The 12,588-nt window shown below is 36.2% G+C and carries 15 protein-coding genes and 2 tRNA genes; 6 read left to right on the top strand and 11 right to left on the bottom strand.

Features of this window, described 5'->3' with window-relative positions:
* Positions 1-14: 14 nt before the first annotated feature.
* From F902_RS02515 to F902_RS02480, 8 genes are all read right to left on the bottom strand, one after another.
* A complete protein-coding gene (locus F902_RS02515) occupies positions 15-1,586 on the bottom strand; it encodes a hypothetical protein (RefSeq protein ID WP_004668062.1) in 1,572 nt (523 codons plus the stop codon).
* 4 nt (positions 1,587-1,590) lie between these two features.
* The gene (locus F902_RS02510; RefSeq protein ID WP_005200761.1) at positions 1,591-3,291 is read right to left on the bottom strand and encodes a hypothetical protein; all 1,701 of its coding nucleotides are present in this window, start codon (positions 3,289-3,291) and stop codon (positions 1,591-1,593) included.
* A gap of 42 nt (positions 3,292-3,333) precedes the next feature.
* The gene (locus F902_RS02505; protein WP_004668067.1) at positions 3,334-4,434 is read right to left on the bottom strand and encodes a cysteine desulfurase family protein; all 1,101 of its coding nucleotides are present in this window, start codon (positions 4,432-4,434) and stop codon (positions 3,334-3,336) included.
* Between the two features lie 323 nt (positions 4,435-4,757).
* Complete coding sequence (locus F902_RS02500) at positions 4,758-5,504, bottom strand: ATP-binding protein (protein WP_004668072.1); 747 nt, start codon at positions 5,502-5,504, stop codon at positions 4,758-4,760.
* Positions 5,505-5,514: 10 nt separating this feature from the next.
* Positions 5,515-6,069 carry a DUF1376 domain-containing protein gene (locus F902_RS02495; protein ID WP_005200758.1) on the bottom strand — a complete coding sequence of 185 codons (555 nt, stop codon included), beginning with the start codon at positions 6,067-6,069 and terminating at the stop codon, positions 5,515-5,517.
* 68 nt (positions 6,070-6,137) lie between these two features.
* Positions 6,138-6,386 (bottom strand): hypothetical protein, encoded by a 249-nt coding sequence (locus F902_RS02490; RefSeq protein WP_004668074.1) that lies wholly within the window; start codon positions 6,384-6,386, stop codon positions 6,138-6,140.
* Positions 6,376-7,560: an Arm DNA-binding domain-containing protein gene (locus tag F902_RS02485; protein WP_004668075.1), complete on the bottom strand. Its 1,185-nt coding sequence runs from the start codon at positions 7,558-7,560 to the stop codon at positions 6,376-6,378. The genes F902_RS02490 and F902_RS02485 overlap by 11 nt, the downstream gene beginning before the upstream one ends.
* Before the next feature lie 14 nt (positions 7,561-7,574).
* Entirely contained in the window at positions 7,575-7,790 is a 216-nt protein-coding gene (locus F902_RS02480; protein ID WP_001054887.1) for a hypothetical protein, read from the bottom strand.
* A gap of 110 nt (positions 7,791-7,900) precedes the next feature.
* Between F902_RS02480 and F902_RS02475 the strand changes: the two genes are divergently transcribed.
* Complete coding sequence (locus F902_RS02475; RefSeq protein WP_004668076.1) at positions 7,901-8,119, top strand: helix-turn-helix domain-containing protein; 219 nt, start codon at positions 7,901-7,903, stop codon at positions 8,117-8,119.
* Positions 8,120-8,511: 392 nt separating this feature from the next.
* Here F902_RS02475 and F902_RS02470 read toward each other — a convergent pair.
* Positions 8,512-8,587, bottom strand: a tRNA-Gly gene (locus F902_RS02470).
* A gap of 41 nt (positions 8,588-8,628) precedes the next feature.
* Positions 8,629-8,701, bottom strand: a tRNA-Gly gene (locus F902_RS02465).
* A 190-nt stretch (positions 8,702-8,891) separates the two neighbouring features.
* On the opposite strand from F902_RS02465, the gene F902_RS02460 reads away from it, so the two are divergent.
* The 5 genes from F902_RS02460 (at position 8,892) to F902_RS02440 (ending at position 11,727) form a co-directional block, all read left to right on the top strand.
* Positions 8,892-9,200 carry a BolA family protein gene (locus F902_RS02460; RefSeq protein WP_004801908.1) on the top strand — a complete coding sequence of 103 codons (309 nt, stop codon included), beginning with the start codon at positions 8,892-8,894 and terminating at the stop codon, positions 9,198-9,200.
* Between the two features lie 9 nt (positions 9,201-9,209).
* Entirely contained in the window at positions 9,210-9,602 is a 393-nt protein-coding gene (locus tag F902_RS02455) for a SirB2 family protein (RefSeq protein ID WP_005200754.1), read from the top strand.
* 82 nt (positions 9,603-9,684) lie between these two features.
* A complete protein-coding gene (locus F902_RS02450; protein WP_004801912.1) occupies positions 9,685-10,527 on the top strand; it encodes a ParA family protein in 843 nt (280 codons plus the stop codon).
* A 9-nt stretch (positions 10,528-10,536) separates the two neighbouring features.
* Positions 10,537-10,926 carry a hypothetical protein gene (locus F902_RS02445; protein WP_004801913.1) on the top strand — a complete coding sequence of 130 codons (390 nt, stop codon included), beginning with the start codon at positions 10,537-10,539 and terminating at the stop codon, positions 10,924-10,926.
* Between the two features lie 210 nt (positions 10,927-11,136).
* Positions 11,137-11,727, top strand: coding sequence for a LysE family translocator (locus F902_RS02440; protein ID WP_005200752.1), 591 nt, complete (start codon positions 11,137-11,139; stop codon positions 11,725-11,727).
* A 13-nt stretch (positions 11,728-11,740) separates the two neighbouring features.
* On the opposite strand, the gene F902_RS02435 is transcribed toward F902_RS02440, so the two are convergent.
* A complete protein-coding gene (locus F902_RS02435; protein ID WP_005200750.1) occupies positions 11,741-12,379 on the bottom strand; it encodes a DedA family protein in 639 nt (212 codons plus the stop codon).
* Positions 12,380-12,588 lie beyond the last annotated feature (209 nt).

Below are 12,588 nucleotides of genomic sequence, written 5' to 3'. Positions count from 1 at the left end.
CTTTATTCTCAAATTTAAGGGTTTTTTACAATAGAAACAGAGTCTGATAACTCGATCAGTAAACCTGATTGTTTTAAGCTTTCCTCAAACCAGTTCAATTTAATATCAGTTGTAGGATCACTTAACTGTTCATATTGCCATTGCAAAGCTTCTTGTAATTGCTCACCAAAAAATGAGATTGCAAAATGAGTTTGAATTCTGGCTAAAAACTCAGTCATCTGAATGCGTTTTCCAGCAGGAATTAAAGTGTAAACAAAGAGGCGAATCATATTCGCATTCAAGACAAAACGTTGATGTCCACCTGTAATAGGAATCACCAGACCAATGGTTTTAGCCATTTTTTTAAAGACATCAAAACTATGTTTGTCAATATTGGTATATTCACTTTCTTGGACACCATGTTTTTTGCCTTCTGCGCGCAAAATTCGATAAATAATTTCTTCACTTTTTTGATAAGAATTTTCTGCATATTTGCGAATAGGATCGGATGTTATTGCTGTCGGTGAGCAAGCGACCCAAGCATAATGACCATGAAAGTTTTTTGTTTCATGGGCTGTTGTATCAAGTTGTCTTGAGCGTGCCATAATAGAACGTAGAACTTGCATCACACAAAGTAGTTGTAATAATTCAATTTTTTCTAGTTTACTAATATTAGATTTCAATAATGACAATAATTCGTTTGCAAATAAAAATGCTTCAAACACATAGCTCTTGGGTATGGTTGCTAATTTTGCATGCGATAATTTTGCTTTTGGAAGGTCGAAATCTTCTAGAGCATCTTCAATAAAATCACAAATTTTTTCAATTGATTGTGTCTCACTTCTGAATAATTTATTGAGCTCATTTTCAAGTTGTTGTTGTAGGCTCTCTAAATTAAATTCAAGATGTTTATACTGGTCTGTAGATGCCATTTTTTGAATGAAATCTGTATTTTCAGTGATATTTGAGAAGAGATAACCTAATTGTAAAAATAAAACCTCACCACCACGAGCCATGAAATTATGATCGCTGAGTGAGAATTTTACAGTACTCTCTTCCCAATCATTAAAGTTTTCAGTCGTATGAGACCAAGTAATTTCACGACCTAATAGCATAGGTGTGATCGGCAGGAAATTGTAAGTTGACCACGTTCGATTTTTTGCAACACCTACAAAACCATAAAGTAAAGCTTGCAAAGTTTGTACAAGTTGATTTTTTTCTGTCGCAGAAATAGAAGGGCTCATTCTATTCTTTAATTGTTCAATCGCATTTAAAAACTCAATTTGATGTACAGGATGACGAGTTTCTAATTTTGATTGACTAAAAAAACTAAAAAATTTTAATGCTAATCGTGTAGATGGGCAATAATGAGTTGTTTGATCATTCACTTGAAAACTATTTTCACCAAAAGTATTTTTATTTTCATCTGCTTTTGCTGAGTTAAAAACTAATAAAAATTCTGATAAATATTCTGTTGGTGTTTGATCTGCATAAAATCGGCGTCCAAAAATATCTAAGGCAATATTAGGTTTTTTGTCAGTATTAGAGGGATTTTGATTGGGGGTGTTTTTCTTAGGAAAATAACTATATGTATTTAAAGTGCTCAACGAATTAATCCTCTAAAGTTAAAGTTTTATTTTGTTTTAAGTCTAATTCAATTTTAATAATATTCTCTTGAATATCACCATTAGATAAAGTACGTACTAGCGTAATTTCATCTTCATGATCAATTTCTGAATACTCGATAAGACTTAATTTAAATCGTTCTAATTGAGTTTTATAAATAGGTGTAAGAGACTCTGTGATATCACCTTTAATAATATTTTGAATATAGTCAAGTAAAGGTAAGCTTAACTCTAAGCGGACTTCATTTTCCTTTTTGAGAGTTAAATAGGGTTGTTGTTTATTATTACAGTAATTAACAATAAATTCTTTTTCCATAAAGCTACAAATTTTAATTTGTGCGATTTGAAATATAGAACTATCTGATCGTTTTAATGTAATGTTTAAATATTTATCTTCACTTATACCGCTGAAAAATAAATTAAGAGCTTGCAAACTCATTTTTTTAATTTGACGAGCATCCTCGGCCATAAATTTTTGAGTATCTAAACGCCACTCACTATATTTTTCAATATTAGGGGATCCTAGAAATTGTGCTTGAGCATTGGTATATGTGGTTGGATATAAATTATAGATAAATATTAAACGTCTTAAAGCAGGTTTAAAAAGATGTATATCACTATCTTGATCTTTTTGAATATAGTTTTTGATTATGCTGTGCAAGGATGGGGTTATACCTTCGAAATTTTTAAGATCAGCCATAAGTTTTTCGATTTCTAAACTGCGATAACCTGCGAAGTTTAATGTATGAAGTAAATGAATCGCAGGAAGTTTAAATGCATTCTCCCATGGAAGATGGTTTTGATATCCAAAAAATAAGTCACTGAAAATAATAGGATGTATAGGGGAGTCTTCAAGTTGAAAACCACCTGTCAATGATGCGCAGAAATGAGCAAGCATTTGTCTAAGGGTTAAACGTTTTTCATAATTGAGTAAATATAAATAAAGTAAACGTATACTATGGATGACATTTTCTATGTTATTTTTGATAGAAAGGTAGTTTTGAATAATGGGATGTTGAGGGTGGCTTTCAACTAATTCATGCCATGAGCTATGTTGAATAATTTTTTTAAATATTGATAGTGCAACCTCAATATTGTCTAATTTAGCTATATTGATAATGAAAAGCTTTTTATTGTGAATGTTGAGGCTTAAATTTAAATGGTCTAAACTTTCTAATTGATCAGAAATATAGATTTCTTTATCTAATAAACTAAAAATTTCAGATTCAATATCTTGTGTTAAGTCAATAGATTTTAGATATTCAGTAATAGAAGTAAGTAAAGGTCCTGTATTGCTTACAATCAACCAATTGTCTGTTTCATTAAATGCTTGAGAGAGCCATTTTATCCGTTCGGATAGACTTAACTCACTCATATCTTTTAAGATGTTTAAATTATATTTTTCTGAATATTCATGTTTTTGAAAAGTATGCTGCTGAAATTTTTCATCTAAACGTTTAATTAAATCAAATGCAATGGTTGATTTACCATCACCAGCATGTCCAGTAATAATAATGATGTTATTTTTATCTTTTGTAAGCAGATTATAGATATGTTGAACAATAGGAAATTCTGAGTAAATTTCATTAAAATATATCGTATTTATTTGTGATTCTGCTAAAGCATTTGCTCCAGCTGGCGTTAAATTATGTAAGGAATTTAAATAGCTTATAAAGTCAAGAGTCATTTTTTCTTGTCCCAAAAAATTATTTCAAAGTAAAAGGTATAATTAATGTATTAAGTGTCTCAAAAGTTTATCAATATCTTCTTTTGAAGTCGTGAAACCTAAACTAACTCGTATTGTAGATAGTCCTTCTTCTGTAGAGAGTCCTATTTCTTTCAGGACATAAGAAACTTCTACATTGAGTGATGAACAGGCTGATCCATTTGAGCAAAGAATTTTTGAGTTAGCGATAAATAATTGACTTTCTAAATGTGGTACCGTGAAGTTAATGATATGTGGAATTGCATTTTCGACAGGCGTATTTAATTTCCATCCTAAATTTAAAATTTTTCCTTTTAAATAATTTGATAAGTCCTCAAAATATCCTTGATGTTGAGATAACATCTCGTCAGTTGCCGCTGTGGCAAAAGCAAGAATTAAGGGGGTTGCAAGAGTGCCTCCACGTAATCCAAATTCTTGACCTGCACCATGAATAATAGGGTGGAGTTTAGTTTCGCGTATATCTCTGATATATAAAGCCCCAATACCTTTAGGACCATAAATTTTATGTGCAGAAAGTGAAAGAAAATCAATATTTAATTCATCTACATCAATTTTTACTTTTAGATATGATTGCGCGGCATCAACATGAAATTTGATATTTTTTTTGAAGCAAGCATCGCCAATTTCTTTGATAGGTTGAATAGATCCTAGTTCATTATTTACATGCATAATGCTGACAAGTGCTGTATCTTCACGCATATGTGAAATAATATCTTGTGCTTTTACAATCCCATTTGCTTGTGGTGCAACATAAGTAATTTCATAATCAAATTCTTTTTTTAAAAAATTACAAATAGATAAGACACACTTATGTTCGATAGTGCTTGTTATAATATGCTTACCTGCTTTTGTGTTAGCAAGTAGATAACCTTTGATTGCTAAATTATTTGATTCGGATGCTCCACTCGTAAAAACGATTTCACTTTTATATGCTCCAATCGACTCCGCAATTTTTTCACGGGCAATTTCTATTTTATCAGAAGAAGATCGGCCCATTTGATGAGCTGAAGAAGGATTTGAGTAATCTTCCTGAAAAGAACGAAATAATTCGGTTTTAACAGAAGGGAGTAAAGGGGTCGAAGCAGCAAAGTCTAAATAAACCATCTTCTACTTAAATCTACGATTATATTTTGATGATACATCTGGAAGTGTTAGTTTTCAAAAAAATAATCACTATATACGTCAAATTATGTCGTTGAATCGCTTGTGCTTTATTTTAATAGTTTAGCCATTAGGTAGTAATTATATTAATAAAGGCAATTCTTAATGGACTTTGTGAGCTTCAACTTAAAAATGAAAGGATTTCATCCCTTCTTCTGGAAATATTTTGTCTATATTTTACATAATAAAGGTCATTATTCTGGGAACCTCAGTAACTAAAAAGCCAACTATCTCAGTAAGATAATTGGCTTGAGTAAAGGGTTCTCTTATCCGGTTATTCGTTGATCATCCCAATAACACGGCACTACAATTAAATTGTTTTCATGTAACCGCGACCATAACCGAACTCCTAAATCCCGCTGCATATTCTGTAATGTGAAATTGGAAATCAGTAGTGTGGATTTCATGTTGTCATAACGACTATATAAAACCTTATGTACCATTTCCAGACGTTTCTCATGCCGGTCATGCAGGCCATATTCATCAATCACCAATAAATCAAAACTGGAAAAATGGTCGATTAATTCTTTTTCAGAGCGTGAAGTATCTGACCAGGTGTCCATCATTTTTTGAGCAATTTCTGCACTGGTATAGTAGCGTGCAGATTTCGTACTGTTATGCATAATGTTGCGAATGATTGATGCACTCAGATGGGTTTTTCCTGTACCCGGTGTGCCGATGAGCAGCAGGTTTGGATGATGGTCGGAAATAATCTGTTGTGCAAAGGCCTGACATAGCTTGATGGCATTGTCTTGTGCAGGACATGCAATCACATAATTCTTGAAGCCACAGTCTAGGTAGCGTTTATTGAGTCCTGAGTTCTTGATTTTCTGCTGCAGTAAGCGCTGCTGCAATTCATCTTCATAGGCTGCATGTGAATGACGAACGGTTTCTTTTGCACACAATTTACAGAGTCTGTGACCGGCAATTTCCATCAGGGGTGTATGATGGGTAGGACAAAACGTTTCCGTTGCTTCAGCGTGAATCTGGAGCGTTTTAAGCATGGTATTCATGGTCGTTCTCCTAAATCCATTTTGAATTTTCTAAAAAATTCTCATTTTTTTCTTCAAAATTTGAAGATGAAGATGAAGATGAAGATGAAGATGAAGATGAAGATGAAGATGAAGGGCATTGCTTGAGCTTGGTCGGAGCAATGCTCGGGGTATCCTCAGAGGATGCTTGAGCATTTTTTTGCACTTGCTTGTTAGATGCTTGAGCATTACTTGCGGATTTATTCCAGCGTGCTTGTGCTGCATTTTTAGCTTTATCAGATTTCATCTGCTGATTTTGTAAAGCCTGGCTTTTTAAACTGGTTAAAAAATTTGAATGAATCTGTTCAGATTTGATTTCAAACAATTCCAATGACATCAGCGTATTCAACAAAGTTTTAGCCTTGGTCTGCTGCGGTAATTTCGTGATGCTGCAGACCGTCGCTAGATCATGAGGAATAGCACCATTTTTCCAGAAATCCATCATTAACAGCAGTGCTGCACCAATTTGTTCTGCAGTCATTCGTGCGAATTTTGCCTGTAAATCGCCAATATAGAGTGGCATCCAAATTGAAATATCTTTATGCATATTTTCACCTTTTTATAGGTATAGAAGGGCTAAGGTCATCAATTAGATGACCTTATATATTTGTTTGATTAGGGAACTAGGCTCATTAACCGGATGCGGGCCTGGCGGGCTAAATCATCGTAATGGGCTTGCCCATCATCCAGCAGTCGTTGTAGCCAAAGCCTTAAAGCCTGGTGATCATCGAAGCATTTATTGATTTCCAGCAAAAAGGCCAGATTGTGCAGTTTAGGAATGTGTAACTCATGAATGAGTTCACGCGCGACCATATCTGCTTCTGGGCTAACGACTACGCCGCCAAAGAAAGCTTTACTGTTCATGGGCAAGCTCCTCTGTATTCAGTCTCTCCAGCATGGCTTCAAAAGCACTACCATCGCGACGCGTAACATTCGGAATGTAGCGGCTATAGACCCGGAACAGCATTTCAGTGGTTGAATGTCCCAGCTGGCGTGCGATCCATTCCGGGTTCTCGCCTGCAGATAACCATAATGTTGCAGCGGTATGGCGTGTTTGATAAGCACGACGAGGCTTTAATCCTAGTAACCGCAAGATCGGATGCCAGACACGTTTATTCACCAAACGGTAATCGAGAGGTCCACCGTCACGATTACAGAATACAAACTCTGATTTACCATTATTTAAGCTTTTCTGTTGCAGAAAGGCTTGATAAACCCGGTCACTCATCTGGATTGTGCGGTCAGAACCATAGGTTTTGGTTCCACCCAGCTCCCCATTCACCAAGGCTTCACGAATATGGATTTCCCGACGTTGCAAGTCCACATTTTTCCATTGCAATCCATCGATCTCACTGGTGCGGATACCCGTGAAAAATCGAATAGTGTAATAAGGTTTAAAATCATCACGAACTGTGGCCAAAATTGCATGTACTTCCTTTAATGAAAAAGGCGTGACTTCAATTTTTCCTTGCTTTAAGTTCTTGATATTCTTGTAAGGGCTGTCGAAATCATATCGTTCTGCAGCACTATCGAGTATCATACGAAGTGCTATCATAATCTGGTTGATTCTTGATGGTGAAAGGCATTCTTGGTTTTTCCCGTGAGTCACTTTGGCGAGGGATGAACGGAATCCAAGAATGTCTGACTTTTTAATAGTAATAACCGGAATTGTGCCAAAAAAAGGGATTAAGTACTTTTTGATCACAATTTGAATTTTTCCCTTGTAGCTTGTACGCCACTCTATTTCTTTATCAGTGAACCAAATTTCACAGAACTTAGAAAATAGAGGTGTTTTTGAGCTGATTTCATTTACTCTGTTTTCTGCGTTTTTGATTTCTTTCAAACGAGAACTTTTTGGAAAGTATTTAGCATAGTCAAAAATGCCCAATAAGATTTCTGCCTCCATTCGTTCAATCGCTTTTTCAAGCTTTTTGCGATTTTGAGCATTGTCTTCAAGAGCTGTTGTTTCACGGCAACGGATGTTTAAGTATCGAAAATCGACACATAATTTACCGTATCTAGTACGAATAGCAGCCATAATAATGTTCCCCCTTACTGAAGTTGTAGGCTGTGTAGCGAGCCTAAAGTGGTTTTAGTCATATCTTCTTCAATGCGTTCCCATACATATAAAATTTTGCGACCACCAAAAGGGCGAATGTAATGAATACCTTCAATCAAAACGCTATCCTTTAACTGATTACGGATGGTACGTTCGTTATAATGGATTCGTTCAGCCAATTCTTTTGTAGTAATATAAGTAAGATTCATATTTGTATCCTTTTATGAAGTATCACAATGATGTTATTTAAGATCACAATGCGATAATAAATGCATTTAATACATCATGCAAGTACTTTATTACACAATGGTGGTAATTAATGATAGTTTGTAACTTGCCAGTTCTTTTGGCAGAACGAAGAATGAAAGTAGCAGATGTTGCTAGAGAGACAGGGATGAGTAAGACCACACTACATAAGTTATATAATGGTCAATCAACTCGAATAGATTTTGAAACCATAGAAAAGTTATGCGTATTACTGAATGTTGAAGTGGGGGATTTATTAAAAATTAAGCAAAATGATGAACAAGATTTTTAAGAAAAATAAAGTCTGAATTATAATTATATAGGTTAAATATTTGTTTTATTTAATATTTTTTGGTGACCAAATTTGGTCACCTTGGGAATATATGAAGTTAAAAATACTAAAATAGAGAAAAAGAAGGGAGTTCAGTTTTCTTGAAGTTTACTATCCTGATTATTGATAATGAAACTAATAAAATAAATATCAAAATAATGAATCTATAGATCTGTATATTATGGGCTAGGGCACGTTTTGGTCACTTTTGGTCACGCAGTCAACTTATGAAAACATTTATCTAAAATATTTAGTACTTTTATAAAGCTAGAAATTTTAATTTTTATGAGAAAATAATCTTAAAAATCAATAAGAAAAAAGCCCCCATCTTTCGATGAGGGCTTTTCTGAATCTGGAGCGGGAAAGGAGACTCGAACTCCCGACCCCAACCTTGGCAAGGTTATGCTCTACCAACTGAGCTATTCCCGCTAATTGAGCAGTTTTTACGAAAACTTACACTAAAAAATTTGAGCGGGAAAGGAGACTCGAACTCCCGACCCCAACCTTGGCAAGGTTATGCTCTACCAACTGAGCTATTCCCGCATGCCGTGTATAATACATTATGCAAAAATAGGGTCAATAATTTTATGCAAAGAAATTGATTATTTGCATAAAATTAAAGCATTTTCATGCAAAAAAAGCATGGTGAAGCAAATTTTTGTACAAAAGTTTCCCTCAGATTGCGCTCATGTATACTAATGAGCTATCTCAATCTGACCTTACAGAGTGACTGATGAACTTAGAACAACAGTTGATTGAACATTTAAACACCCTCGCACCGACCCATCTTGAAGTGATTAATGAGTCGGCAGGGCATGGCGGATATTTCCCGGGTAAAGAATCACACTTTAAAGTCATCGTGGTAAGTGATGAATTTCAAGGACTACGTTTAGTACAACGTCATCAAAAAATTTATGCTGTTGCAGCAGAGTTGATGAGTCCCGGTCGAATCCATGCACTTGCGATTCATGCTTATGTACCGAGTGAATGGCAAGGCCAAGCACCTGCCAGCCCTGAATGTGCACATGCACCAAAAAGCTAAGGATCAATGATGGATATTCATTTACTCACTAAAATTGTGCATATGTCCGCAGTGAGCTTATTGATCATTGCTTTTATATTACGTGGTTCAACACTCTTTGTTGGTGTACAAGATCAACAACCCAATCCAAAAGCACATAAAGGCTTGGTGGGATTACAACATCTATCTTTGACCTTAATTATTGTGACGGGTGCGGTTTTACTGTTCATGAATAATTTTGAGGTGCAGCCTTGGTTCTATGCCAAACTGATTTTATTTTTTGTGTTGTGGTCGTCTTTGATCAAAACCTATAAAAAGGACAGCAGCATTTTATTGGAACAACGCCGTGCAGGATTACTCATCGGGACAGTGGCGATGGTGGGGATTCTTGGTTTGGTGATGATTAAGCCTGTTTTTGCCTGATTGTTCGACACATTGTTTGAGTAATTGTTTTGTCACTAGGTTAAACTGCGTGCAGTTTACAAAAATATTATAGAGGGAAATCATGTTAACGCGTGTGGTGTTTAACCAAAAAGGTGGTGTGGGGAAATCAAGTATTACAGTCAATCTCGCTGCGATTAGTGCGAAACAGGGATTCAGAACCTTGGTGATTGACCTTGATCCACAAGCGAATTCAAGCCAATACCTTTTAGGTGAAGATGCAACCTATTCTGCTGATAAAGCAGCTTTAGAGCCAAACATTGAAAACTTCTTTGATGATATTTTAGGTAGTACGCAGCAAAAGGGCTTGATCGGCAATGCGATTGGTTCAATCCTGAAAGCACCACGTGGCAAAGGCTTGGACAGCTATGTCCACCGTTCTTCTTTTGACAATCTGGATGTGATTCCAGCAAGCCCAAGCCTAGGTGCATTGGAGCATGCACTGGAAAGTAAGCACAAAATTTATAAATTACGTGATTCGATCCAGTCTCTGAGTGCGCGCTATGACCGCATCTTTATTGATACGCCGCCCGCGTTTAACTTCTTTACTTTATCTGCATTAATTTCAGCAGATCGCGTGCTGATTCCATTTGATTGTGACGTGTTTTCAAAACGTGCGTTACAAACTTTGATTGAAAATGTGCTCGAAACCCAAGATGATCATAATGATCGCTTGGAGATTGAGGGAATTGTGGTCAATCAGTTCCAATCTCAGGCAAAATTACCTCGTGAAGTGGTTCAACAGTTAAAAGATGAAGGTTTGCCTGTGCTGGATAGCATGTTGCCGCCATCGATCTTGATGAAAGAATCACATCAAAAGAATTTACCCTTGATTCATTTGGCATCTGACCACAAATTGACCGTCGCTTATGTGACCCTGTTCAATGAGATTGAATCAAAGAAATAAGAGAATCTTATGAAACGCTTATATTGGATGCCTGTTTTGGCTGCGAGCATGTTATTGGGTGCATGTGCATCAACGGTTAAGCCAGCTTATGTATCGCCGACACAATATCAAGCACTGAATTGCCAGCAGTTGCAAGCTGAGTACAACCGTATTCAGCTCTATATCGAAAATGGTGTGCAAACGCCAAAACGTACAGGTGTGGGTGTCGGTCTTGGCCTTGGTGGTGGCTGGGGCAGAGGCGGTTGGGGCTTTGGTCCATCGATCTCGGTGAATATGGGACAGTCGATGAATACCAAAAATACTGAACTTGCTAATGTATTAGGTCAACAAGATGCGATTGTACAGGCAGCAAAATTCAAAGGTTGCCCAATCATTGTAAAACAACGCCCAAAATCGTAAATTTTGAGAACTGATCGTCATCGCACAAGATGGCGGTTAGTAACTAAATTATAGCAAAATGTTTCAAAATAAAATGATAAAAATCAAATGCTTGAATTGGTAACACCCCATAACTTATTGATTTATCTCGTTCGGTCACACTGCTAAAATTTGTGTTTTTGCACTAAATTCGTTTAAGGTGGCGCCCATGTATAGTCGTTCGGTATGTGTATGATTGAGAGTTGGTTTTTTGTTTTGGCGATGTTGGCGGTATTGTTAATACCTGGTCCGACCAATGCTTTGCTTGCCAGTGCAACACATCAACACGGTGTACCTAAAACGATGACTTTTATCCCAATTGAATGGTTGGGTTATCTGTATGGCATTAGTTTATGGGCGCTTTTCATTCATTTATTTGATCCGATTTGGCCCGCAATTGGCGCAATTCTACATACGCTCAGTTTGCTGTATGTGCTGTGGATGGCATTCCATCTGTGGAAAGGCTCACATCTACAAAAACTAGATCAACATCACCAACATATCCGTAAAAGACAGTTATTTCTCTCTACACTCAAAAATCCGAAAACGGTGTTGTTGGCATCTGGTATTTTCCCAAGTGAAACATGGAACTCGATTGAGCAAGCCGCGTTGGTTTTTGCGATTTTTAGTCTTATTCTGATTCCAGTCAGTATTTTCTGGATGTTGTTTGGACGTGCTTTACTGGCGGGAAGTTTGGTTGGAATCAAAGCCGATCATTTATATAAAGGATCGGCCATGTTATTACTGATTTGTATGCTGCCCATGATCTTTCGTTTGTTTTAAACCAAGCTTCAATTTATTCCGCTTTGGCGCCCTTCATTTTCTGGCGAATAAATCCAATCACACCCGGTAATACACTGATAATAATGATACCGAAAATTAAATGGGTAAAATTATCTTTTACGATTGGCATATTCCCGAATAAATAGCCAAGGGTAATGAAAGATGCGATCCAGCAGAATGCACCTACTACGTTATAAGTCAGGAAGTACTTATAGTTCATGCTACCCGCACCCGCCACAAAGGGAGCGAAGGTCCGTGCAAAAGGGATGAAGCGAGCGAAAATAATGGTTTTACCACCATGACGCTGAAAGAACTCTTGGGTTTTAATCAAATGTTGTTTATTGATAAAACGTGAATTGGTTTCAAATACGCGTGGTCCAATATAGCGACCAATATGATAGTTTAAGGTGTCACCTAAAACGGCAGCGATAAATAATAGAATGCCAAGCACCCATGGATCCATTGCGCCTGTAGATGCTGCTAATGCACCAGCAGCAAATAACAAGCTATCTCCTGGTAAAAATGGCATCACCACTAAACCAGTTTCAACAAAAATAATTAAGAATAAAATGGCATAAATCCAAACGCCATAATTGGTAATAAATTCTAAAAGGTGTTCGTCAACGTGCAGAATAAAATCAATGAGTTCCATGAAGGTGTTAACACTATGAATGTGGACTAAATCCTAGCAGTGCCTCTGTAGAAAGTCAGTATAAAAAGCAAATTAATTGGTAACTTTTCAGCATAGATGAGGAGAGGTTGGGGACCTGAAAAATATTTTTATTGTTGCAAATAAGGAACGATATGTTAACTAAATTAGTGTTTATTGCAAAATTAAAGATGCATAAACTGCTAGCATGT

Source organism: Acinetobacter higginsii, from assembly GCF_000369525.1.
GTDB lineage: Bacteria > Pseudomonadota > Gammaproteobacteria > Pseudomonadales > Moraxellaceae > Acinetobacter > Acinetobacter higginsii.
The sequence above is the reverse complement of the archived record's forward strand: the minus strand, read 5'-3'. Positions and strand labels throughout refer to the sequence as shown.